The sequence below is a fragment of the Mucilaginibacter sp. 22184 genome, assembly GCF_052045695.1.
Lineage (GTDB): Bacteria > Bacteroidota > Bacteroidia > Sphingobacteriales > Sphingobacteriaceae > Mucilaginibacter.
In genome coordinates this window covers 67211-93739 of record NZ_JBQEPI010000003.1, presented here as the reverse complement: position 1 = coordinate 93739, position 26529 = coordinate 67211, and the positions used below count along the sequence as shown (strand labels likewise).

General features: G+C 39.2%; 22 protein-coding genes. All 22 read left to right on the top strand.

Features of this window, described 5'->3' with window-relative positions:
• Positions 1-38: 38 nt before the first annotated feature.
• A complete protein-coding gene (locus tag ACTJKG_RS07885; RefSeq protein WP_440738886.1) occupies positions 39-644 on the top strand; it encodes an HdeD family acid-resistance protein in 606 nt (201 codons plus the stop codon).
• A gap of 209 nt (positions 645-853) precedes the next feature.
• Complete coding sequence (locus ACTJKG_RS07880; RefSeq protein WP_440739105.1) at positions 854-1648, top strand: MlaE family ABC transporter permease; 795 nt, start codon at positions 854-856, stop codon at positions 1646-1648.
• A 5-nt stretch (positions 1649-1653) separates the two neighbouring features.
• Entirely contained in the window at positions 1654-2433 is a 780-nt protein-coding gene (locus ACTJKG_RS07875) for an ABC transporter ATP-binding protein (protein ID WP_440738885.1), read from the top strand.
• Positions 2434-2439: 6 nt separating this feature from the next.
• Positions 2440-3420, top strand: a complete 981-nt coding sequence (locus tag ACTJKG_RS07870) for an MlaD family protein (protein WP_440738884.1) — start codon at positions 2440-2442, stop codon at positions 3418-3420.
• Between the two features lie 15 nt (positions 3421-3435).
• A complete protein-coding gene (locus ACTJKG_RS07865) occupies positions 3436-5028 on the top strand; it encodes an oleate hydratase (RefSeq protein ID WP_440738883.1) in 1593 nt (530 codons plus the stop codon).
• A gap of 641 nt (positions 5029-5669) precedes the next feature.
• A complete protein-coding gene (gene glmS, locus ACTJKG_RS07860; protein WP_440738882.1) occupies positions 5670-7508 on the top strand; it encodes a glutamine--fructose-6-phosphate transaminase (isomerizing) in 1839 nt (612 codons plus the stop codon).
• A 641-nt stretch (positions 7509-8149) separates the two neighbouring features.
• The gene (locus tag ACTJKG_RS07855; RefSeq protein ID WP_440738881.1) at positions 8150-8812 is read left to right on the top strand and encodes a polysaccharide biosynthesis/export family protein; all 663 of its coding nucleotides are present in this window, start codon (positions 8150-8152) and stop codon (positions 8810-8812) included.
• A gap of 39 nt (positions 8813-8851) precedes the next feature.
• Entirely contained in the window at positions 8852-11155 is a 2304-nt protein-coding gene (locus ACTJKG_RS07850; protein ID WP_440738880.1) for a GumC family protein, read from the top strand.
• A gap of 278 nt (positions 11156-11433) precedes the next feature.
• Entirely contained in the window at positions 11434-11979 is a 546-nt protein-coding gene (locus ACTJKG_RS07845; protein ID WP_440738879.1) for a UpxY family transcription antiterminator, read from the top strand.
• Complete coding sequence (locus ACTJKG_RS07840; protein WP_440738878.1) at positions 11966-13255, top strand: nucleotide sugar dehydrogenase; 1290 nt, start codon at positions 11966-11968, stop codon at positions 13253-13255. Before ACTJKG_RS07845 ends, ACTJKG_RS07840 begins: the two co-directional genes overlap by 14 nt.
• Positions 13256-13267: 12 nt before the next feature.
• A complete protein-coding gene (locus ACTJKG_RS07835) occupies positions 13268-14707 on the top strand; it encodes a lipopolysaccharide biosynthesis protein (RefSeq protein WP_440738877.1) in 1440 nt (479 codons plus the stop codon).
• Entirely contained in the window at positions 14704-15879 is a 1176-nt protein-coding gene (locus ACTJKG_RS07830; RefSeq protein ID WP_440738876.1) for a DegT/DnrJ/EryC1/StrS family aminotransferase, read from the top strand. The genes ACTJKG_RS07835 and ACTJKG_RS07830 overlap by 4 nt, the downstream gene beginning before the upstream one ends.
• Positions 15876-16736, top strand: a complete 861-nt coding sequence (locus ACTJKG_RS07825) for a glycosyltransferase family 2 protein (RefSeq protein ID WP_440738875.1) — start codon at positions 15876-15878, stop codon at positions 16734-16736. Before ACTJKG_RS07830 ends, ACTJKG_RS07825 begins: the two co-directional genes overlap by 4 nt.
• Before the next feature lie 12 nt (positions 16737-16748).
• Positions 16749-17870 carry a glycosyltransferase gene (locus ACTJKG_RS07820; protein WP_440738874.1) on the top strand — a complete coding sequence of 374 codons (1122 nt, stop codon included), beginning with the start codon at positions 16749-16751 and terminating at the stop codon, positions 17868-17870.
• Positions 17871-17902: 32 nt separating this feature from the next.
• Positions 17903-18673: a DUF2334 domain-containing protein gene (locus ACTJKG_RS07815; RefSeq protein ID WP_440738873.1), complete on the top strand. Its 771-nt coding sequence runs from the start codon at positions 17903-17905 to the stop codon at positions 18671-18673.
• Between the two features lie 22 nt (positions 18674-18695).
• Entirely contained in the window at positions 18696-19958 is a 1263-nt protein-coding gene (locus ACTJKG_RS07810; RefSeq protein ID WP_440738872.1) for a DegT/DnrJ/EryC1/StrS family aminotransferase, read from the top strand.
• Between the two features lie 16 nt (positions 19959-19974).
• A complete protein-coding gene (locus ACTJKG_RS07805; protein WP_440738871.1) occupies positions 19975-20571 on the top strand; it encodes a sugar transferase in 597 nt (198 codons plus the stop codon).
• A gap of 224 nt (positions 20572-20795) precedes the next feature.
• On the top strand, positions 20796-21854 hold the full coding sequence (locus ACTJKG_RS07800) for an O-antigen ligase family protein (protein ID WP_440738870.1): 1059 nt from the start codon (positions 20796-20798) through the stop codon (positions 21852-21854).
• Entirely contained in the window at positions 21854-22915 is a 1062-nt protein-coding gene (locus tag ACTJKG_RS07795; protein WP_440738869.1) for a glycosyltransferase family 4 protein, read from the top strand. Before ACTJKG_RS07800 ends, ACTJKG_RS07795 begins: the two co-directional genes overlap by 1 nt.
• A gap of 17 nt (positions 22916-22932) precedes the next feature.
• Entirely contained in the window at positions 22933-24774 is a 1842-nt protein-coding gene (gene asnB / locus ACTJKG_RS07790) for an asparagine synthase (glutamine-hydrolyzing) (RefSeq protein WP_440738868.1), read from the top strand.
• Between the two features lie 57 nt (positions 24775-24831).
• Positions 24832-25530: a hypothetical protein gene (locus ACTJKG_RS07785; protein ID WP_440738867.1), complete on the top strand. Its 699-nt coding sequence runs from the start codon at positions 24832-24834 to the stop codon at positions 25528-25530.
• The gene (locus tag ACTJKG_RS07780) at positions 25527-26432 is read left to right on the top strand and encodes a glucosamine inositolphosphorylceramide transferase family protein (protein ID WP_440738866.1); all 906 of its coding nucleotides are present in this window, start codon (positions 25527-25529) and stop codon (positions 26430-26432) included. The genes ACTJKG_RS07785 and ACTJKG_RS07780 overlap by 4 nt, the downstream gene beginning before the upstream one ends.
• Positions 26433-26529: the final 97 nt, after the last annotated feature.

Here is a 26529-nt window from a genome sequence, read left to right as displayed (position 1 = left end):
TGCCAGGATAGCTGAAATTAAACTAACATCATTACAAAATGGAAACTTTGCCTTTTAATATTGTGCGTAACATGATCAACCGCTGGTGGCTCATGTTATTTGCCGGACTTCTTCTGATTGGTATGGGTGTCTGGGTTATAGCATCTCCTTTTGAATCCTATCTTTCACTTAGCTGGGCATTTGCCTTTTGTATGATGGGGGCCGGAGCATTTGAGGTCACGTTCTCGTTAATTAACTACAAATCAATTTATGGCTGGGGCTGGGCGTTTGCCGGCGGTCTGGTTGACTTGTTTATCGGCGGTTATTTATGGCGCTATCCACTGATCACTATGGTCATCCTGCCCTTGATTGTGGGTTTCTGGACACTTTTCCGGGGAATCATGGCGGTTGCCAATGCACTGGATATGCGCTCCTTCGGCTTTCGGGACTGGAAATTGCTTTTATTTACAGCCGTATCTATTATTGTTTTTGCTCTGCTTGTCCTGGCCTATCCTGCTTTTGGAATAGAGAACCTGATTTTCTGGACCGGGATGGCTTTCCTGCTTGCCGGTGTCTTCCGGATCTGGTTGTCTTTGAAGATAAAGAGGATCAAGGATGAACTTTCAGAACATCATCGAAGAGGAAAATCGGAAGTGGCAAGATAAAGACCTTTATCAGGAGTATACAGATTATTTGAGCTTCGGTTGGCGGCCAGGAGATGGCCGTTGACCTGGGCTTTTTGATGAGCAGTTTTCTCCCAAGTAATTGCAGGCACACAGACTTAATGATGGAGGTCATAAACATAGATGATGCTCATCATTCGCCGGCAAAAGCAGGGCTTGTACTTTTAAATAAAATTCAGACCCTGTTTAACATGGATAGCATAGATAAAACTCGTTGGGCTTTTGCTGACCACATACTGGACTTCTTTAAAGAAACTGGTCAGATAAACAGATTTACAGGGCGTTTTTTTTCTACGGGGCTGAAACCTCGTTTTGAAGTAAAGGAGCTGCTGGTCCAATGTTATTTCATTGGCTACCAGTCCCTGCCATTGATCGGCCTGACCGGATTTATTATGGGACTTGTGCTGACCATGCAGTTAAGGCCTTCCTTGGTCAGCTATGGCGTAGAGTCTGAGCTGCCAGTGATGGTCGGTATCGCTATTGTCCGGGAGATTGGCCCGGTGATTACCGCTTTGATCTTTGCCGGTAAGATCGGCAGTAGTATTGGTGCCGAGTTAGGCTCTATGAAGGTAACCGAACAGATTGATGCCATGGAAGTAAGCGGCACCAATCCCTTTAAATATTTAGTAGCCACAAGAGTACTGGCAGCAACTTTAATGTTACCCATTCTAACCATACTTAGTGATGCGATCTCCCTGTTTGGCGCTTATGTCGGGGTCAATATTCGATCGGTAACGAGTGTTCGACTGTTTTTTACCCAGGTGTTTGACAGCCTGAGCTTTGGTGACCTTACACCGGCGGTGATCAAAACCTTTTTTTTTGGGTTTGCGGTTGGTATTGTCGGATGCTACAAGGGCTATAACTCCAGTAAAGGCACCCGTGGTGTAGGAAGTTCAGCCAATACAGCCGTTGTGCTGGCTTCAGTACTGATATTTATCATTGACCTGCTGGCTGTGCAGCTCACGGATGTTCTGGGACTAAATTAATAGTTATGGAAACGTCAACCGCATCATCAATGTCAGAAAAAAAGATACGAGGAGATCGGGAAACGGTCATCGAGATCGCACATCTCTGTAAAAGATTTGGAGAAAATGTCGTGCTGGATGATTTTAACCTCAAAGTGTACCGGAATGAAAACGTGGTGGTGCTTGGCAAATCAGGAGCGGGAAAATCCGTTTTGATCAAATGTGTCATCGGGCTTTTAAAGCCGGATAGTGGAACGATCATGGTTCTGGGTAAAAATGTACCTGAATTAGATCATGAAGACCTGGATAATATCAGAACAAAAATTGGTTTTCTTTTCCAGGGAAATGCCCTCTATGATTCCATGACGGTCAGAGAAAATCTGGAGTTCTCTCTCCGGAGACAGTGGATCAAGCTGCCGCAGGCAGCGGTGGACACATTGGTGAAGGAAGCCCTTGCAAATGTAGGCTTGCCACATACCGCAGATATGATGCCCGCTGAACTTTCGGGAGGTATGCTGAAAAGAGTGGCACTCGCCCGTACACTAATTCTTAAACCAGAGATCATTTTGTATGATGAGCCGACGACTGGGCTGGACCCTGTGACGGCCAGGGAGATCGACAATCTCATTATAGCTCTCCAGAAAAAATACCACACAGCTTCCATTATTATATCACACGATATGAACTGTGTTAAAAACACAGCTGACCGGGTGGTTTTACTACTGGACGGAAAGTGCTATACTGAAGGTACCTATCAGGAATTGGAGGATGCCGCTGATGAAAATATTAAACAGTTTTTTGAGTAAAACACCATGACAAACAAGGGAGAAAATAATATAAAATTGGGCGTATTTACGCTGGCAGGACTGCTGGTGCTCATCTTTTCTTTTTATATGATCGGGAAGAATCACAACCTGTTTGGTGTTGATTATGAAGTGAAAGTGCGCTTTTCAAATCTGAATGGATTAATAGCCGGGAATAATGTGCTGTATTCCGGGATCCAGGCTGGAACGGTAAAAAATATCGAATTGCTTAACGACACGGCCATCGAGGTGACCTTATCGATCGACCCTAAAGTGAGCGCATTTATACATCAGGATGCCATTGCAACGATCGGGACCGAAGGTCTGATGGGAAACAAGGTCATTAATATTCAACCTGGAAGGGGTAAAAGAGGGGCTATCAACAAAGGCGATTACCTGCAAACCCGGAAAGCTGTAAATACCGATGCCATGCTGCAGACGCTTGATAAGACCAATAATAATATTGCATTGATCTCGGAAGAATTAAAAAATACAGTGGTCCGCATCAACCAGAGCAAAATATTCGAGGTGCTGAATGATCAGGAGCTTGGCGTTGGCCTCCGGTCATCTTTAGGCAATATTCACCAGGCAACAGCGGATGCCAGGGATATGGCCACAAACCTGAATCTTTTAGTGAAAGGGGTCAAAGAGGGAAAAGGTACAGCGGGGCTCTTATTGACCGATACCGTCTTTGCCGGGAATTTGAATAACACGATGCAAAAGGTCAGGATGGTCAGTGATAATACCAACCAGGCGACTATTCGGTTGAATACGCTGATCAATAATGTTAACCAGGATCTTTCCTCGAAAAACGGCTCCTTGTATGTACTGCTCAAAGATTCGGTGGTGGCTGGGCAGCTGAGAACTACCATGAAAAACATCCAGGACGGCACTGCAGGGTTTAACCAGAATATGGAAGCCTTAAAACATAACTTCTTGCTGCGCGGCTATTTTAAAAATCTTGAAAAACAGAAAAAACAGAAACATTAATTAAAATTTTAACAAATGAAGAATACAAATGGTATCGGAAAACATCCCCAGGTTTACCTGGTGGGTGGTGGTATAGCCTCGCTGGCCGCTGCGGCCTATTTTATACGTGATGGAGAAATCCCTGCGGATCAGATTACGATCTTTGAAGAAATGAACATTGCAGGGGGGAGTCTGGACGGCGGAGGAACACCTGAAAATGGGTACGTACTGCGCGGTGGGAGAATGCTTAACTTCAGCTATCACTGCACTTATGACCTGTTCTCTTTTATTCCTTCACTGACGGATCCGGATGTGACCGTTTTGGAAGAGATTAACGCGTTCAATAAAAAGATTAAAACACATGCCGGTGCACGTGTAGTAGAAGGCGGCAGCATCATCGATGTGTCTTCTATGGGATTCAGTAATAAAGATCGCCTGGATTTGATGGAAATAATGGCCGTAACCGAAAGTTACCTGGGGACCCGGCGGATTGACGAATGGTTCGATCCCGCTTTTTTTAAAACCAACTTCTGGTTTATGTGGGATACCATGTTTGCGTTCCAGCCCTGGCATAGTGCAGTGGAATTTAAACGATATCTCCACAGGTTCCTGCATGAGTTCAGCCGCATCAATACACTTGCTGGGGTAGATCGGACGCCTTATAACCAGTTTGATTCCCTGGCTAAACCATTGATTCGCTGGCTGAAAAAACGAGGTGTCAGGTTTGAAACGGGTGTTCAGGTGACTGCTCTTGATTTCCGGGATAAGAATGAAAAAAAAGCCGTTGAACGCATACATTATACCCAAAATCAACAGGAACTGGAAATCAGCACTACATCAAAAGATTTCGTGCTGGTGACCATCGGCTCAATGACGGCGGATTCCAGTTTGGGCACGATGCATTCGCCGCCAAAACTAATAACCGGTAAAAAAGATGGCAGTTGGAGATTGTGGGAACAAATAGCCCAGCATAGCTCAGAATTTGGTCGCCCCTTTGTATTTGACAACCGGGTGGAGGAGTCCAAATGGGAGTCTTTCACTGTGACTTGTCAGGGCTCACAGTTCTTTGACCTGATGGAAGAATTTTCAGGTAACCCTGCAGGTACCGGTGCGCTGGTCACTTTTAAAGATTCTAATTGGCTGATGTCCATTGTGCTGGCTTATCAGCCGCATTTTATTGGTCAGCCAGATGGCGTAACCGTATTTTGGGGTTATGGTTTGTTCCCGGACCAGGTCGGTAATTTTGTGCCAAAGAAAATGGCGGATTGCACAGGGGCAGAAATCATGATGGAATTGCTTTCCCATTTACGGTTTGATCATGCCAAAGAGCAGATTCTCAACACATGTAACTGTATCCCATGCATGCTGCCTTATATTACCAGCGAATTCCTGACGCGTGCTCAAGGTGACCGCCCGGAAGTGGTTCCTGATGATTCGGTAAATCTGGCTTTTATCGGGCAGTTTGCCGAAGTGCCGGATGATACGGTATTTACCGTCGAATACTCAGTCAGGACGGCACAGACGGCGGTATACAAGCTGTTGAAGCTCGACAAAGAGCCTGTGCCCATGTACCACGGTGGGCATAATCCTGAGGTGTTGTTTGATGCGATGAAAACCATGCTTACCTGAGATCTCACTGATCAGCAAAGAAAACAGACCCATTGGGGCTGTGTTCTTTGCTTTGAGCGATCTTATCGTGCCAAAGTCTGTTAATTCCGTATCCGAACGCCATAGAAAAAAGATTGAGTTATCCGTACAGGCTATGCGCGGAAATGATCATGATTACGATGATGATCGCAAAGATGATCATAGCAGTTAATCCGTTGATCCATGTTTTATCTTTTACCATCGTTTTGTTTTTATGGATTTACTCCTGTTAATACTTTCTATTGAAAGTTGGAGATAAGGGCGCAGAATAGAAATGATCTTGGTCGGAATTTAGGTACATATAGTGTTATTTTACAGGCTATTTGTCACCTGATTGTACAACAGGTATCATTTTTACAGTTTATATATTAACCCGAAAATGGCTATAGTAACTGGAGCCGACCTGGGCATCGGCAAACCCTTTGCCCCAATTTTTACCCCAGGCAGGTGCATACGTGGACCTCGTTGGTAATCGCGAAACAATAGCCGGCAGGTATTAATACTCATATACACATAAAAATCGATGTGATCAATCTCATTATTAATAGTGATAAGGATCACAACAAAGCTCATAAAAGGTAGGGATATTTAGTTTTTTTTAACAATAAAAACAACCAACCCTTATGTGTGGAATTGTAGGTTATATCGGGTTCCGTGAAGCATGGCCCATTGTAGTTAAAGGTTTAAAAAGATTAGAATACCGCGGTTATGATAGCGCAGGTATTTCCATTATAAATGATAATGGATTTAGTATTTACAAGAAAGCAGGGAAAGTGGCTTTTTTGGAGGACTTTACAAGAAACCAGGATAGAAGCGGAAGAGTAGCCATGGGGCATACCCGATGGGCAACACATGGAGAACCTTCAGACATTAATTCACATCCACATAGTTCTAATGACAAACGTTTATATATTATTCACAACGGTATAATTGAAAATTATGCTACGCTTAAAGAGGAACTGCTTAATCGTGGTCATCAATTCGAAAGTGATACAGACACAGAGGTGTTAATTCATTTGATAGAGGAGATACAAGGGATTGAACAAATAGATCTGCTGGAAGCTGTTCGCCTGGCTTTGAATACTGTAATTGGTGCATATGCTATTGTTATTATGGATCGGGAAAATCCGGATCAGTTAATTGCAGCCAGAAAAGGTAGTCCCCTGGTTATCGGTATAGGTGAGGGAGAATACTTTATTGCATCTGATGCAACGCCAATTGTAGAATACATTAAGAATGTTATTTATTTAAAGGATAATGAAATAGCATTGATAAAACGGGATGCTTTATTAGTTAAGCGCCTGGACAATGTAATTCAGACTCCATTGATCCAGGAGTTGGAGTTAAAGCTCGAGGAGCTTGAAAAGGGCGGCTTCGATCATTTTATGTTAAAGGAAATATACGAACAGCCACGTTCTGTAAGAGATTGTATGCGTGGTCGTATCAATGCCGAAGAAGGTAAAATAGAATTGGGTGGTATTAAAGAATATGCAGATAAGTTAAAAAATATTGAACGCATCATCATCATAGCATGTGGTACATCCTGGCATGCGGGTTTAACAGGAGAATATTTGATAGAGGAATACGCCCGTATACCGGTTGAAGTTGAATATGCTTCTGAATTCAGATATCGTAATCCCATTATTACTGAAAAAGATGTTGTAATTGCGATATCACAGTCGGGTGAGACTGCCGATACAATGGCCGCTATAGAAATAGCGAAAGAAAAAGGGGCGACAATTTTTGGAATTTGTAATGTAGTCGGCTCTTCTATACCACGCATTACGCATGCTGGAGTTTATACACATGCTGGCCCGGAAATAGGAGTGGCCTCAACTAAGGCTTTTACTGCACAGGTGACGGTTTTAACTTTACTTGCTTTTTATATTGCACAGCAAAAGGGCATGTTGACTGTGTCAAAACTAACTAGTCTTTTAACAGAATTGGATAGTATTCCGGATAAAATACAAACAGTTTTGGCCACAAATAATGTAATAAAAAATATAGCGGCTAAAATTAAAGACGCCAGAAATTGCTTGTTCCTGGGAAGAGGCAGTGGTTTTCCTGTTGCTTTAGAGGGGGCTTTAAAATTAAAAGAAATATCTTATATTCATGCAGAAGGTTATCCGGCTGCTGAAATGAAACACGGACCTATTGCGTTAATTGATAAAGAGATGCCAGTTGTTGTTATTGCAACTAAAAACTCATCTTATGAGAAAGTGATTAGTAACATCCAGGAAGTTAAGGCGCGTAAAGGAATAGTAATTGCCATAGTAACAGCAGGAGATAAAGAGATTGAAAAAATGGTTGATTATTGCATTGAAATACCCGATGCTGATGAGGCTTTTTTACCTCTTCTGGCCATCATTCCATTACAGTTACTTGCTTATCATGTTGCGGTACTGAGGGGCTGCAATGTAGATCAGCCTCGTAATCTGGCTAAATCAGTTACGGTGGAATGAGTTACAAATATTATAGATTAATGTGATTGTTAAAAGCATCGCTCATATACTTTATCAACTAATCTCGCAAATACCACGTTAAATGCTAAGAATATATTTATTCTTAGCATTTTTTTAACAGCTATTTCCTTCCCAAAAATGCGCATGGCACAATCTTTAAAACAAGGTTTTATGTGCCATTTATTTGAATATATAACTCATGGTGCAGTTGCCAATTCACCAATTTAGTTTGCCGTTATTTTGAAATAATTCGATTCTATACGGATGGATTATTTAACTATTTTTTATTAAATAAAAAAGCTTTGCTAAAAGCCCGTATTTATAAAAATAATCGCCGTAAATTATTCGAGATCTGCTATGGTTTTTTTACAACAGTTTTACATGTTTTGTAAACTTTATCAAGTAGATTTTTACATTTTGTGTGAAAATATATCCTTAGTTTACAATTGAAATTCAATCATAAAAATCATGCACTATATTGTTTTTCAAATAGATACATTTGATATGTAAATCAAACCAAGATAAACAAACGCTCATACTTATCACTCATGACTATAAAAGTACTATCAAGAATATGCGTCTTATTGGTTTTTGTAATAAGCGCCTGTGCACCCCGAAGAGACCTGGTTTATTTTAGTAACATGGCAAATGCTACAATTACAAAAGATGAACAAAACAATGATATTGTTATCCGTCTGAATGACATTGTTAGTGTTACGATGAACAGCTCAAATCCTGAATCTAACACCCTGTTTGCCGGCAATAAAAACGACCCTTCAAATGCGTCATTAAAAGGCTACAGGGTAAGTAAAAGTGGCACGATACATTTACCATTAATAGGTGATTATAAGATAGAAGGACTAACTGTTGAAGAAGCAGAAAAAGGAATCGCCTCTGCATTAGTTAAGTATGTGAAAAATCCGGAGATAGAAGTTCAGATCACTAATTTCAAAATTACTGTAATAGGTGAAGTAAATAAACCCTCCACATTTGTCATAACTGATGAGAAAGTCAATCTTCTGGAGGCACTTGGAATGGCGGGAGATATGACCGTGTATGGTAAACGGGAAAATGTATTGATCATTCGTAATGAAGATGGCCATAAGGTCATGAAAAGACTTAACCTGAATCAGCAGGAAACCATGAATTCACCATACTTCAATCTCAGGCAGAACGATATTGTATATGTTGAGCCTGATCGGTCAAAAGCTGTTGAATTTAGTACTAATACCCGGATAATGCCTATGATCATTGCTTCTATATCTGCTGCTGCTGTTTTGGTTGCTGTATTGCTAAAGAGGTAGAATCATTATAACTATTGCCCATATTAAAAATCTTAGATTATGGCTTCAAATTTCAGTTCAAAATCAGCTGCACGTCCCGATAATTTCAGGGAAAAGCTTATGCCATATTCAAAACGATGGTATTTATTTTTGATCACATTGAGTATAAGTATGGCAGTAGTGTGGTTTTATCTGGACTATGCAACCCCTTTATATAAAATAAGCAGCACCTTATTAATACCTGATGATAAGAAAGGAGATGGTATCCTAAAAGCCACAGCCTTTAGCGATCTTAATATGTTTCAAGAGCCCAAAACTGTAGATAATGAAATGGAGATTTTAAGATCCAAGGATTTGATCTATAAAGCACTAAAAGGCCTTAATCTGGATATATCTTATTTCTATTCACAGAGGTTCAAAACCCGTGAACTTTACGCAGATGAATTACCGTTTAAAATTTCTGTTAAAAAGCTAAACAAGGGCGCTTATCTAAAAAAACTCCAAATAAAAGGTATATCAGATTATACTTTTTTGTTACAGGAGGGTATTGTAGGGTGGGTATATCGATATGGTCAACAGATACAGCATTCCGATTTTGTATTTAAAGTAGATAAAGGCCCAGCGTTTTTAAGCACATATGGGCCAGTACAAATACAATTTAAGGATTTATATAAACTGGCCGCCACTTACAGTGCTGGAAAACTAAACGTAAACCCGGTAGTAAAAGAATCAAATACGGTTATTTTAAGTCTTACTGATCCAATACCTTCCAGGGGAGTAGATATACTCACCAAACTTATTAATACTTACAACACCGAAAACGTTGAGAAAAAAAATGTTATAGCCGTAAATACCATTTTATTTATTGATAAACGGCTTAAAGATATGGAGCGGGATCTTTCTAACGCAGAAGGGGGAATTGAGATTTATAAACAACAAAATGGAGCAGTGGATGCCGGCAGTGGCGCCCAGCTCAACTTAACAAAATCTGCCGAATATAACCAATTGCTTGAGGCATCAGATGTGCAGCTTGGTATAGTTCGGTCTATTGAAAGATATTTGGATAAATCAGTTAATCAATTTAATGTCGTTCCAAGCACTATGGGATTAAAGGATCCTGTGCTTAATACTTTAATCAGTCGATTTAACGACTTGCAACTGGAACGAAACAGGATGCTGAGCAGTGCTAATTTAAGTAACCCTCTTGTTGAAAATTTGAGTAGTCAGATATCCGACCTTCGTTTAAAGATCAAAGAAAACCTTGCGAATATTGAGCAGGGATTTACTATCGAGCATGATCATTTGAAAGTGAATTCCGCTCAATATGATTCCAGGGTCCGTTCGGTACCCGCATTGGAACGCGGGCTTCTACAGCGCAGCCGTGAGCAAAGTGTTAAAACAACCTTGTATCAGTATTTATTGCAGAAACGCGAAGAAACAGCTTTGTCTTTATCGGCAACTATTCCAACTTCACAGGTTATTGATAAACCAGCTTATGATTCCGTTCCTGAGTATCCTAAATCCTCTTTACTGTACCTATGCGGGGGGATTGTTGGTTTACTATTGCCAGCTTTGCTTATTTACGCACAGCAACTGTTGAATATAAAGGTTAAGGACCCCTCAAGTTTAAGTTATATATCGGGTGTTCGGGTTTTGGGAGAATTAAATCATCATGAAGTTGAAAATCAAATAGTCATACAAAAAGGAGAACATTCTACTATTTCCGAATTGTTCAGGTATATACGTACGAATCTGGGTGTATTAAATCCAGATGTACCCAATCAGGTAATGCTGGTGACTTCCTGCATGAAAGGGGAGGGTAAAACATTTTTTAGCATTAACCTGGGGTTAACGCTCGCATTACTCAATAAACGGGTATTGATGCTTGAATTTGATTTACGCAAGCCCGATCTGTTACAAAAAATGAACATGCTTCAGCAAAAAGGTATTACTGATTATCTGCAGGGTGATACCGACAACCTGCATGATTGTATCCAACAGTATTCTAATGCTGATAATTTATATGTAATGGGCTGTGGTTCTTTACCACAGGATCCTGCAGAATTGCTCATGAACGACCGCATGGATATGCTTTTTGATTGGGCAAAAGAAAGATTTGATTATTTAATTATAGATACATCGCCGGTTGGTGCTGTTGCAGATGCTTTTAGTTTAGCGCAATATGCCGACCTGAGTGTTTACCTGGTTCGTTATAACTATACAAACACGCATCAGTTAGATATTCTGAGGGATGTTTATGATAATGGAAAATTTAAAAACCTGATGGTGGTTTTTAATGATGCTAAAAAGGAGAACCGTCAGGCTTATGCTTATGGTTATGCTGCTGAAAAAGGCAGTAAGTAAACAATTATTGCCTGGTATCTAATTCAAGTTTAATATTTAAAAAGAAGCGCTATGTAAGTGGTATGGCGAAGCTATACCAAGCCGGCATCGCTGCCATATGATTGGGTGAAATAGAAATTAACATTCCTTAACTCGCCTGATGTCAGAAAACGCTTTACCATGATTGGCCTTAGCCAACGACCTAAATAAATAGCAATCAGTTTACCAATGGCATCATGTAAGTGATATGGCGAAGCTATTGAACCTCCCGAAACCCCGGTTATTTTCAAATCAGATATATGAATCCGAAACAGTTAAATGAAAAAAAATGGCTGGTTATTTATACCCGGCCACGATGGGAAAAAAAGGTCGACATGTTACTGCAGCGACAGGGCATAGAATCTTATTGCCCCTTAAAACAAGTTCAAAATCAATGGGCTGACCGCAAAAAGGAGGTGAGTGTGCCTTTGTTTAGCTCCTATGTTTTTGTCAGGGTTAATCTCCGTGAAGAAGGATTGGTACTTTACTGCTTAGGTGTTATGGGATATGTTTATTATATGCAGCATCCCGCGGTTGTAAGTGATACGGTGATTGAAGAGATCAAAAGAAACCTAGCCATCTACAAGGATGTTGAGGTTATTAACCTTCAAAGCATATCCATAGGCGACCGCGTGTTGGTAAAACAAGGCGCATTCGTTAACCAACCAGGCCAGGTTGTTCAGATACAAGGTAAAAATGTGCTTATGGTTTTTGATAATATTCATTGCGCATTGGTAACCCGCATACCCTTCCAGCATATCGCTATACAAAACTTAAATCAGAATAAAAAAAATGCTACAAAATAGTAAAATAGGAATTATAGGTCTTGGATACGTTGGCCTTCCCTTAGCAGTAGAATTTGCTAAACAATACAAGGTGTTTGGTTATGATATTAATTCCAGGCGAATCGATCAGCTTAAAGAAGGGCTGGATCATACCATGGAAATTAGCGAAAAAAAATTAAACGCTGTAATTACATTGGAATGTACAACTCCGAAAGGTTTGTATTGTACCAGTGAAATTGAAAAGCTGAGAGCTTGCTCTATTTATATTGTAACCGTACCTACTCCGGTTGATAAAAATAACAGACCCGACCTGAGTCCGCTGATCAATGCCAGTTTATTGATTGGTAAGATACTTAAGAAAGGAGACATTGTTATTTATGAGTCAACAGTTTATCCAGGTGTTACAGAAGACGAATGTGTACCGGTACTTGAAAAAACTTCAAAACTCCGTTATAATATTGACTTTTTTGCCGGTTACTCGCCCGAGCGGATTAACCCAGGGGATAAACTTCATACCGTAGCCAACATTCGTAAAATTACTTCAGGCTCCAATGCTAAAACCGCAGAAATTGTAGATGCACTTTATAGTTCTGTTATTTCCGCAGGTACGTTTAAAGCCGACTCCATCAAAGTGGCCGAAGCTGCAAAAGTTATTGAAAATGCACAACGCGATATCAATATAGCATTCGTCAACGAGCTTGCTATGATCTTTAACAAACTGGGAATTGATACACACAAAGTACTTGAAGCTGCCGGTACCAAATGGAATTTTCTAAATTTTCGTCCAGGACTAGTTGGTGGGCATTGTATAGGCGTTGATCCATATTATCTGGCGCAAAAAGCGCAGGAAGTCGGTTACCACCCCGAGATAATACTGGCCGGTCGCCGCATAAACGATTCCATGGGAGCTTATGTTGCTGATCAGTTCATAAAAAAAATGATTTGTAAAGGCACTTCGCTTACCACCGCAAGCGTGCTTGTATTAGGATTTACGTTTAAGGAAAATTGCCCCGATGTTCGTAATACCCGTGTGATTGATATTGTACACCGTTTGGAGGAATATAAGGTTAAGGTGCATATTCATGACCCCTGGGCAAATGCTGATCAGGCAAAACGAGCTTACGGCATCTTATGTGAAAACGGCGAATCAAAAAAACGCAAATATGATGGTGTTTTGCTGGCCGTTGCTCACGAAGAATTTAAGGCAATAGACATCAAGGCACTTTGCAAGCCGGATGCAGTTACGTATGATCTAAAAGCATTTTTACCTGATAGCGTAGTTAACGCCCGTCTTTAGAGTCTACCAAGCATGAGTTTTAAAGAAAAGGCCGTTTCCGGTGTGCTATGGTCTTTATGGCAGCAAGTAAGCGGTAAACTGGTAGGTTTTTGCATTTCTATTTTCCTGGCACGGATACTTGATCCAGCACAGTTTGGGTTGATTGCCATGTTATCCCTTTTTATAACCGTAGGAAATACTTTGTTAGATGGTGGGTTGACGGCTTCACTTATCAGAACCACCAACGCGAATCAAAGAGATCTGTCGACCATATTTTATTTTAACTTGGCTGGAAGCATTATGCTATATGGCATACTTTTCTTGGGAGCTCCGCTTATTGCACTCTTTTATAAACAACACCTTTTAATAGCCATTGTTCGTGTATATGGTTTGGTCCTGGTCCTCAATGCCTTTTTTGGAGTGCAAAGTACGCTATTAGTTAAAGAATTGAAATTTAGGAAACAGACTAATATTCAGGTCCCCGCTGCTATTAGTGGTGGCATACTGGGTATAGTGTTAGCCAAAATAGGTTATGGGGTTTGGAGTTTGGTTTGGATGGGTTTGTGTACTTCGTTTTTATCAACGGCCATGCATTGGATCTATTCGAAATGGCGACCAGGGCTCTTATTTGATAAAGAGTGTTTTAAAAAACATTTCAATTTTGGTTACAAAATGACCCTCTCAGGAATATTAGATACAATTTATCAAAATATTTACCTGATCATTATCGGAAGATATTTCTCGGCAGTCCAGTTAGGATTTTACTCCCGCGCCGAATCCATCAGTCAATTACCTATAGGTAATATATCTGCGGCGGTTAATAAGGTGGCCTATCCTATGTTTGCTGAAATATCTAATGATGTTGTACAGTTAAAAAATGTATATAAAAGGCTTATGCAACAGGTGCTTTTCTGGAATGCACCGGTACTTATCTTTTTATGTGTTGTAGCCGAGCCTCTATTCCGGTTTTTGCTAACTGATAAATGGCTACCTTCTGTTCCATATTTCCAGATTCTTTGTATCAGTGGTATCATGTACCCTTTACATGCTTACAATCTGAATGTTTTAAAAGTGATGGGTAAAAGCGCCCTGTTTCTGAAGCTGGAGATCGTTAAAAAAGTACTCAGTGTCATTGGCATTTTATCTTTCATCTCTTTTGGCATCTATGGGCTGCTTTACTTTCAGCTGTTTTTCAACTTTGTTGCCTATTACATTAACTCTATATATAGTGGCAAATTGATCCACTATCCGGTTAAGGAGCAAATTGAAGATATTCTGCCCATTCTGATACTGGCCGGTAGTATTGGAGTCGCTTGCTACTTTTTAGATATGTTACTCGTTCGCCTGTTTGCCCCAGACCTGGTGCGCATTGCAATAATTGGTATAGGCTATGCCCTTTTTTACTATGGCTTTAGCTTGCTCATCAAAATATCGGCAATGAAAGATTTTAAACAATTAATCCTGAAAAAATGATACCAGTAACCAAACCTTTTTTGCCCCCTGAGAAAGAATTTAAAGTTTATGTGAAAAGTATTTGGGAGCGGCAATGGCTCACCAATAACGGCCCACTTGTAAATACGCTGGAATTAAAGCTGAAAGAATATCTGGGATTAGATCACATGCTTTATGTATCAAACGGCACTATGGCATTGCAACTTGCCATAAAAGCACTCAACTTAACAGGCGAGATCATTACAACACCTTTTTCTTTTGTAGCCACAACCAGCACGATAGTATGGCAGGGATGCAAACCTGTATTTGTAGATATTGATGCACATACGTTTAATATTGATCCGGCTAAAATTGAGGCCGCTATAACGCCGAATACCTCAGCTATATTGGCCACACATGTTTATGGCAACCCTTGCGATATAGATGCTATACAACAAATCGCTGATAGACACGGGTTGAAAGTAATTTATGATGCGGCGCATTGTTTTGGTACCCGATACAAAAACAGGTCAATATTTGAATATGGAGACATAAGCACAACAAGCTTTCATTCTACCAAGTTATTCCATACCATTGAAGGAGGGGCCGTATTTACCCGGCAGCCCGATCTGTTAAAAAAAATGGCACTCATGCGCAATTTTGGATATTCCGGAGTAGATGAATTTGCCGAATTGGGTATCAATGCTAAAAACTGTGAGTTTCATGCAGCAATGGGCTTATGTAATTTGCCCCATATTGATGAAATTCTTAAAAAAAGAAAGTACTTGTCCTCGCATTATAAACTTCGTTTAAACAGACTTGACGTACAGTTTCAACAATTGGATAATGCGGAGGATTATAATTATGCTTATTTTCCTATACTTTTCAAGAGCGAGGATTTAATGAAGGAATGTAAGGCTAAGTTGGAACTGGCACAAATATACTGCCGCCGCTATTTTTACCCCTCCTTATCTGCATTACCTTATGTTGAAAATGTGGAAATGCCGGTTTGCGATTCTATTGCCAGCAGGATCATGTGCCTGCCCATGTATCATACTTTAACCTTATCTGATTTAGATCTTATTTGTCGCTTGTTGTTAAGAATCCAGAACAATGAAAGCAATGAAGCAGTATCGAAAAATTTCGGAGCACTGATTGTCGATCAGATCGAATCTGAAATCAATATCCAAACGGTTAAAGAAAATGGGGCATGATGAACAAGCAGAATCCAATGGTAAGTATTTGCTGCATTACCTATAATCATGAAAAATTTATCGCCCATGCAATAGAAAGTTTTATAATGCAACAAGCCAATTTTGAATTTGAGATAGTAGTTGGTAATGATTGTTCTACCGATGAAACTTCAAAAGTTGTCGAATCATTTTTAGAGAAATATCCGGCTAAGATCAAGCTGGTTTCTACAAAAAAGAATATGGGGTCTCATTATAATCTCATCAATACGCTTAAAGTGTGTCGAGGAAAATATATTGCTCTTTGTGAAGGAGACGATTATTGGACAGATTCCTATAAACTTCAGAAACAAGTAGATTTTCTGGAGAAAAATGCTGAATATATTATTTGTTGCCATTATACCCGGGTAGTTGATGAAAACAATAATACTTTATACGTCAATCCCAAGCCTATGCCTCTGATACATAGTTATCATGATTTGCTCGCCGGTAAGCAGGAGGAAACCAAAACAGCAACAGTATTATACCGTAATGTGGCTGAAGTACATCAATTATTTAACAGACCATGGTTCTTTAAATGTTATGCGGGCGATAAAATGTTTAAACTCTTTGCGACTCATTATACCGGACGCAAAATTTATGTGATGCCAGAGGTAATGAGCTGCTACCGTAATCATACCGGTGGCGTGTGGAGTATGATCAAGGCGAGTGACCGAATGGAAAGGATGATCAGTGACTTTAACCTGATTATTACCCACTTCAACTACCCGGCCATACAAAAAAAGAAACTTTTATTATTATATATTCAGCGATACTTACTGTTTGAGTTGAGACAGTTTAAAGTAAAGAAAGCCTATAACACAGTGAAGTTTTTGCTTTAGCCTTTTATTTTCATGGAAATCACATCTGCTTTGCCAAAAAAGCAACGGATACTTTTTGTAATACCTTCTTTGATGGGTGGCGGAGCAGAACGAGTGCTCATTTCTATAGCTAACCATTTCAATCAAAAAGGCTGTGTTTCGATAATAGTAACATTAAATCGGAGTGAACCTGCATACGATATAAATAAAGAAGTAAAAGTTATTTACCTGCTTGATAGAAAAAATAATAAGCTCCGACACAGATTGAAATATATGTGGCTTACGTTTTATAAATTAATGAAGCTGCTACTAAAAGAAAAACCGGATAGCGTTTTATCTTTTATTACTTCGGCAAATATTTGGACTGGGGTTACTTGTAGTGTTTTGCGCATACCTTTCGTCGTTTCAGAACGAACATCACCTAAACGCAGTATCAATCAATTCGGAGATAAGGCTAAAGTGTTAATTGCTTTATTATATCAGAAATCAAAGGCCGTTGTAGTAGGGGCACAAGGAATTGAAGAGTGTATTCGTGAAAATAAGGCTTTCAAAAACCTCAAGAATATCTGCAGAATAACGAATGCCGTACCTGTATTTAATACAGTGTCTGGCAATCCAGTGCATCATCGTCGGTTTATACTTGGGGTGGGGCGCTTAGAGCATGTAAAAGGTTTCGATATGTTGATAGCGGCCTTTAGCAATGCACAGCTGAGTGATATTGATCTGGTTATTGTTGGAGATGGCAGTGAAAAAAGCAATTTAATATGCCAGATTTATAATCTGGGATTAAGGGATAAAGTGATTCTTGCAGGTTCTAAAACAAATCTCCAGGATTATTATAGTCAGGCAGAATTGTTCGTGTTACCTTCTAGAAATGAAGGTTATCCCAATGCGCTGGTTGAGGCCATGAGTTTTGGATGTCCTTGTATTGCTATGGATTGTGAGTTTGGTCCATCTGAGATTATTAATCATGAACAAAATGGACTTTTGGTTCAGGCTACCAACACTACCGATCTGGCAAACGCCATCAATAGGTTAATAAATGCTCCACAACTTAGGGGCGAGCTAAGTAAATGTGCCTTGAATATTAATGATACCAATAGTCCCACTCTAATTGGCAAACAATGGGAAAGCTTGCTTTTAAATAACATTTAATTATAAGTGGATTAAAGTAAATAGGGGGCTGTATGGTACAATATTTAATACGATTGGATGATTTATGTCCAACCAACAACCTGAAAAAGTGGGAAAGATTCTTTAATCTTTTTGATCTCTATGATATTAAACCCATCATTGCGGTTATACCTAATAATCATGACCCTAAGCTGAGTGTATGTGGTCAGTTTAACCCATACTATTGGCCGCTTGTTCGGCATCTTCAAAAAAAAGGCTATATCATTGGAATGCATGGTTTTGAACATCTCTATCAAAATAATAATTCAGGTTTATTCCGGATCAATGGCCGTTCAGAATTTGCAGGTTTACCGCTATATGTTCAGGAACAAAAAGTGAAAGCTGCCGTTGCAATATTTAATCGGGAGGGGGTTCGTACTCCACTTTTTATAGCTCCGGCGCATACTTTTGACTATAATACACTTAAGGCACTTGGTAAGCACTCTGAAGTATTGATCATCAGCGATGGCCTATTACATTCGCCCTATATTAGGTTAGGCTTTGGTTGGGTACCTGTTCAGCTCTCGGAAGTCTGCCTAAAAACAAAGCACACCTGGACATTTAATTATCACCCAGAAACTTGTACGGACGAGGCTTTTGAAAAACTCGAACAGTTTATTGCCAAAAATTACCCGCACTTCGTATCCCTTTCGCAATTGACCTTTAGAGATTACTCCTGGAAAGATTATATTAAAGAATACTACCTCATTTATCGTAGGGTAATACTTGACTTTTTAAAAAAACAGGTTTATCGTTTTCGATATGCTAAACCGGCCAGAGTCTGATAAGCTTAATCATTATATATATATGAACAAGATAGTACCGTTTTCTCCACCTTTTATTGACAATGAAGTAGTTGAAGAGGTTTTACATACACTCTATTCAAAATGGATCACTACTGGCCCCAAAGTAGTGGCTTTAGAGCAGGAAATTGTTAAACTAACCGCATGTGCATCGGCTATTTGTGTTAACTCCTGGACGTCGGGTGCTATACTGATGTTAAAATGGTTCGGCATTAAAGAGGGAGATGAGGTTATTGTACCAGCATATACTTACTGTGCAACAGCACTTTGTGTTTTACATTGTGGTGCAACTCCGGTGATGGTTGATATCGACGAAGATTTTTGTATATCTGTTGATGCGATTCGTAAAGCTATTACTTCAAAAACAAAAGCTATTATATCTGTAGATATTGCCGGCTGGCCATGTGATTATCAGGCGCTTCATGAGCTAATCAATGAGCCCGAAATTGCCGCTTTATTCAATGCGACATCTGTTAAACAAAGCTTATTGAACCGTATTTTACTGATCAGCGACGCTGCACACTCGCTCGGATCCAGATATGGTGGTGTGGCCGCCGCAAAAGCGAGTGACGTAACCATATTCTCATTTCACGCGGTTAAAAACATTACAACAGCTGAAGGAGGATGCATCAGTTTGAATCTGCCAAGACAGTTTGACATCATAGCAGAATCCAAATATCTTAAAATGTACACGCTAAATGGACAGACCAAAGATGCTTTTTCCAAAGCACAGGGTGGCGGATGGCGATATGATATTCTTTTTCAGGGGCTTAAAATTAATATGCCTGATATTTGTGCTGCAGTAGGGTTAGCCCAGATCAGGAAGTATGAAACCGAATTATTGCCATTACGTAAGCAAATCGCCTTACAATACAGTGAAAGGTTTAAGAACCACGATTGGGCTATTCTACCTCCTTTAATGGATGAAAAACGTGAATCGAGTTATCATTTATACCCTCTTCGGATCAAAAACATAACAGAAGCACAACGCGATCTGATCATAGATGATATTACAATTACCGGGGTTTCTGTAAACGTGCATTTTATACCCATGCCTATGCTTACTTACTTTAAGAGCCTGGGGTATCAGATAACCGATTATCCGATTGCTTATCAGCAATATGCCTGCGAAATTTCACTGCCTATATATCCACAGTTAACGACTGAAGAAATAACCTATGTTATTTCTTCAGTCGTTAACGCTGTTGAAAAGCAACTTGATATTGTAACTGAATCAAGCACAAGTAACACTGTTGCAAACGTGTAATTGTAAGTTTAAAACAATGCTTTTGAAAAGGGTCTTTGATGTGTTTTTTGCTCTAATAGGGGTTATTATTTTATTACCCTTATTCGTCATTATAGCAATCTCCGTCAGTATAAACTCAAGAGGGGGCGTGTTTTATATTCAACATCGGGTTGGAAGAAATGGAGTTGATTTTAAGCTGTTAAAATTCAGAACTATGTATGCCAATGCGGATAAAGCTGGACTTTTAACTATTGGACATCATGATTATCGCATTACGACAGCCGGTTATTGGTTGCGTAGGTACAAGCTTGACGAGTTGCCGCAGCTATTCAACGTTCTCATTGGCGATATGAGTTTTGTAGGGCCGCGTCCTGAAGTAAGGAAATATGTGGAGATATACTCTCCAAAACAGCGGAGAGTATTGAGTGTAAAACCAGGCATAACGGATAAGGCTTCCATTATGTATTTTAATGAAAATGAACTTTTGGCAGCTGCCTATGAGCCAGAGCAATTTTACATCAAAGAAATTATACCATCAAAGATCCAATACAACCTGGAATATATTGATAAACACAATTTGTGGCTCGATATTAAAATTATATGGCAAACTTTAAAAAAGGTTGCCAGTAAATAACTCGGTATATGTTAGTTAAAAAGTTGATTGTTTTTAGCATAGTGCTAACCTATCTGTATACACTTGTCTTTGGCATTTTTATGACAGATATTTTTCGGGTACCCGCGCCCGTAGTTTTGGGAATACTTCTGTTACCTTTTATAAAAGCACCTGTTCAACATTTTGCCTATTATAAAGAATGCGTATTTATCATTGTTGCATTGTTCTTATACTATATAGTTGGCATGGCAGATTATAAAGCATTTTTTGCCAATGCCATCACCATCTTAACCTGCGCGTTTTACTTTAATCATTTTGTGGGTTTAAATAAACGACGTTTTAATATATCGGTCATCATCATATTCCTTTTACTATCGCTATCCATGCTCTTGATGATCCTTGACCATACACAGCAAGGCATCATTGATCCCTTAAGATCAACAATGCTTGGTGAACCTGTTAAACAAAGCCCCTCGGGCCTTGCCACAACTCAATTCACCTTTGGCTATCAAATAGCAGCCTTTACAGCTTTTGTTTTTGTAGCCACGTTCACGTTCAAGTTGCACACGATAATTAAGGTTATTGTTTTTTTTGCGTGTATAGTATGCCTTTATCTGGGTATGAACCGCTCGGCACTTATCAGCTTTGCTGCCGCTGCTGTGATATTTATATTCATTTATTACAAGTTTAAGGCTGTATTATTGCTGGCAGCAGCCACCATCATTTGTTTTCTGAGCTATACTTATTTGTTAAAAGATACCCTGGATAGTAAAAACAATATTCTTTCAAAAAATGAAGCTAAGGGGGCAAATGATTTTAACCGGGCAAACATGGCAGAAGAGAATTTGAAAATCTGTGCCGATTATCCCTTTGGTCTCATATTTTATGGTAAAACCTGGGAAGATGTAACCTACCGCAACCCCTTATTCACTTTTGGCCTAACCTCACATAACGCTTATCTCATGTTTATAACTTATTTAGGTCCTTTTTTAGGTTTGGGATTGTTAGGGGCTATTTATTATAGAGTTACACGACTGTCTCGAGAAATTATGCAACATGTAAAATTGAGGTACAATGCTTTAATGCCATCCTTATGGTTTTCTTTCATCGCAGTATCGCTGAATGCACTTTCTCATAACGGATGGTTGATGAGTGCCGATGGTCCAACCCTGTTTTTGTATTTCGGTGTAATGCAAGGAGCAAAAATATACGCGCAACAACAAAATAGTGCGGAATCATCAGGGACGCTTGAACCAGCGGCAAATTCAGCAGCTCAAGACCGGCTGCAAACCATTGTTTTATAATGAAGAAAAAGATTTTCCTGATTGTCGGATCGCTTGGGGCAGGTGGGTCCGAAAGGGTTTATTGGCTGCTTTCTCAATATTTTAATAAAGAAGCATATTCCGTATCTGTTGTGTTTTTAAATGCCAGGGAGCAATGTTTTCCGACCAATATTGAGGGGATAGAATTTATCGATCTTAAAACGATAAAAGCTTCAAGGTCATTCTTTAAACTATACAAGCTTTTAAAAGATGCCAAGCCTTTTGCTGTTTTTTCAACTAATGATCATATTAACATTTTAACAGCAATGGTTGCCTGCTTTTTGAAGGTGCCAAACCTGATAGCCAGGGCGTCAAACAATCCGCAGCAGATGAAACAATTTTATGGTCTTAAATCCCGCTTTTATAATTTATTTACCCGGTTTTTATCCTTCCGGTTTAATTTTATTGTTTGCCAATCGGTTGAGATGCAGCAGTCGATCTCCAAATTATATGGTATTAGCTTGAATAAGTTAAAGGTTATTTCCAACCCGGTTTTGTATACATCTGCAATAAAAAAACAATCATATAACTCTGCACAAAAGAAATTGATAATAGTGGCTCGTTTAAACAGAGAGAAAGGTTTGTTTCGGCTGCTCGAAGTTATGGAGGAGTTACCCGAAAATTATATTTTAACCATTGCAGGAGACGGGCCTTTAATGGGAGATCTGAAAGACCGCGTTTGTTTACGAAAACTGGATAACCGGGTTACTTTTTTAGGAGAAGTTAAAGAAGTTTCAACCTTAATTTCAGTTCATGATCTTTTTGTGTTGTGCTCATTTACGGAAGGGTTTCCGAACGTTATTCTGGAGGCGCTGGCCTCCGGAGTTCCGGTGGTGACTTTTAGAGTAGGGGGAATTGACGAGATGATTTGCGAAGGTTTTAATGGCTTTGTAGCCGAGCAAGCCAATTTGATGCAATTAAAAGAGCGGATCATAAAAGCATGTTCCCAATCATGGCAGCATGAAAAAATTAAAGCGGATACTTATTGCAAATTCTCCCTTGATAAAATAGGAAAGGCTTATGAAAGCCTCTTGCAAAATTAATACTAAAATCAATTGATATGTGTGGAATCTACGGCTCAACTGTTTACTATAATGATGAGATCATTCGGGCAAAGCTGGCAAGAGTGCAATTTCGTGGGCCTGATTATTCTGGTTTTGAGCGTGTAGAGACCGTAATTTTAGGACATAACAGGTTGGCAATTGTAGATCTGGATCCACGCTCAAATCAACCGTTTACCTATGAACATTTGAAGATTGTTTTTAATGGTGAATTATATAATTATAAACAATTACGAATTGAATTAAAATCATATGGACATCGATTTAAAACGGATTCAGATACAGAAGTACTTGCTGCTGCTTACCTTGAATACGGCATACATTGTGTGGATCATTTTAATGGGATGTTTGCTTTTGTAATTTACGATACTAAACAACAACTGCTTTTTGGTGCAAGAGATAGGCTTGGGAAAAAACCTTTTTATTATACCCATCGGGGTTTAGAGTTTGAATTTGCCAGTCAAGCAGCACAAATTACGATTGCCAGGCAGCCAGATTTAGATTTGCAAGCCATTAACGAATATTTTATATGGGGGTATATACCCGAGCCCCGTACAGCCTGGCAGAGAATTAAGAAGCTTGATGCGGGCCATACTTTCATTTTTGATATTATTTCAGGGCAATTCAAAACGGAAAAATACTGGGATCTTGCCCCTGTTGGTTTGAGCAATTATATCGGAAGCTATTCGCAAGCTAAAACAGAACTGAAAAAACTATTGAAGGATGCAGTTAATATACGGATGTATGCTGATGTAAACCTTGGCGTTTTTCTTTCTGGAGGAGTCGACTCATCGTTGGTGGCCGCATTTGCAGCTGAAAATAATAAACAGATCAAAACATTCTGCGTCAAGTTTAATGAAAAGGGGTTTGATGAAAGTGTCTTTGCCAGGAATATTGCTAAATACCTCAAAACAGATCATTATGAGATTGAATGTGACGAGGAAGAAGGTATCGGGCTAATTGGAGAATTTGGTACATATTATGATGAGCCGTTTGCTGATTCAAGTGCAATTCCAACGTTGTTGCTCAGCAAATACACCAAAAAACATGTAACGGTAGCCCTGAGTGGCGACGGAGGTGACGAAAGTTTTATGGGTTACTCCAGGTATAAATGGCTAAATATGGCCAATCAATTTTTTAATTGCCCGCTTGTATTGCGCAAAATCATGGGGGGGCTTGTAAAGCTATCACCAGACTATCGGCATAAGCTCATTGCAATGGGTATGAGTACAGCAACAGTTGATTTGCTATATGCGCTCATGCTTGGTGGATTAGAATATTCATGGCTACAACAACCTCAGGCAGGTTTAAATGTGCCATTTATGGATATGTTGTCTGCAGAATCAGGAAGTTTTTTACAAAAAATGTCAGCATTTGATATCAAAACCTATTTAAACGGTGATATCAATACGAAGGTAGATCGAGCTTCGATGGCTTTTGCAGTAGAAGCGCGGGCACCACTAATGGATCATCGGGTAGTAACATTCGCGCAACAACTCCCAGATAATTATAAATATGGCGCTGGAATACAGAAACGAATATTAAAAGACATTTTATATCAATATGTACCTGCTCACTTATTTGATAGGCCTAAGTCGGGTTTTACTATGCCTTTTAGTTATTGGTTTAGGCACCAGCTTAAGGATTATGTACTTGATCAGCTATCATTGCATGACCTGAAAAATATACCAGGTATTGAGGCAAAAACTGCATCAGACATGATTAATGATCATATGACCGGTAAATGGAACCGCGCACCTCAAATTTGGAAGCTGCTGGTACTCAAACAGTGGTTAGAGAATCAAAAAATAAGCACTTTTCCAGTATATCAAACAGTTTAGGCCCCGTTAATGATAACCTATTTTATGATCGAGATCAAAACCCAGGCTTTTCGCCTGATGCCTGTTCGTGTAATTTGGTTTGCAGGCAGACCCCAAATGTGGCGATGTCTTTTTAGCTATTACAAACAAAGTTCCTATAACAAAACGGTTTCAGGATATTACCAGGAAGCATTTTATACCAAAACTATCGATATAAGCACTCCGGTGACCGCTTTTGAATCAGCCTTTGATCAAAAAACCATTTATGAGATCAGGCGGGCTGTTAGAGATGGTGTAACAACAACTACAGAAACGAATTTTACCCGATTTATTAATTTTTATAATTTATTTTCCCAAACCAAAGGTTTGCCAAAACTCAAGACGAATTTTAGTAATTATAGATCTCATACCGTTATTACCAAAGCTGTTTACAATCAACAAGATATTGTTATGCATGCTTATGTTGTTGATGGTGAGCAGAAAAGGGTGAGGTTGTTATATTCAGCCTCGCTTTTTAGGAATGAGGAAGCGCCCCAGCTTAAAGCGACTATAGGCAGAGCAAATCGCTTATTACACTTTAAAGATATGTGCTTTTTTAAGGAACGCGGATTTGAAGTTTATGATTTAGGAGGTTATGCGGCGAATACGAATAACGCAGCACTTCAAAGAATAAATCAGTTTAAAGACAGTTTTGGAGGAGAGTTGATACAGGAAAGTGATTATTTGCCTTTACCCACATTGATTTTATCTTTTTTCAATAAAATGTTTAAATCATGAGTTTGGCCATAAAACTTCAAATGGTTTTTGATAAGCTATTTAAGAGTGATAAGTGGAATATCGGTTATATTAATCAAAGCCCTGAAAGTCTGATTAATTCACAGAAGCTAAATGACAAAATAAACTGGCTTCAAGAAGATAGCGTTGATTATGCAGCCGATCCCTTTATTGTCCATATAAATGGGAATTATCATATTTTTTATGAAGAGTTAAACTTCTTGAAGGGTAAAGGCGAAATAATGGTTACCAATGGATTAAGCTTTAAAGACAAAAAGAAGGTTAAAATTATAATGAACCGTTCTATACATTTCTCTTATCCTTACTTGTTTAGTGAAAAAGATAAACTTTACTGTATTCCTGAAACCTCTGCAATTAAACAGGTACTATTATATCAGATTGACACTGATAATTTACAGAAATTTAAAAAAGTAAGGACCATTTTAGACGGAGATGATTTCGTAGATAGTTCTATTATACAGTATAATGATAAGTATTGGTTGTTTACCAGTGTATCCGGAAAACCAGGTGCATTGTATATATATTATTCAAATACTCTACTCGGCACATTTAAGGCACATAGCTTAAACCCAATTGCGGTTGAAAACCATGCCAGTAGGTCAGCCGGGAGGTTATTTATTGTTGATCAAAAATTATATATGCCAAGTCAAAATCCCGGAAAATGTTATGGTGGTTCAATTATGATCAATGAAATTACTCATATTAATGAAACTGAATTTCAATATCGAACTGTTTTTGAGTTGTTACCACAGCATCCTTACAACATCGGTTTGCATACTATAAATTTTGCAAAAGGTTTGCTGGTTGTCGATGGTAAACGCAACAAGTTTAGTGTGTTTACCCCATTAAAAAAAATTGTTAGAAAGATCAGAAGTCATGTCTAATCCTGGCAAAATACCTACAACCGATAAAAATGTACTTTTTGTTTCCATGACCAACGCGGCTAACGGTGCAGAAAATGTGTTGTTTATGGCTGCAAGC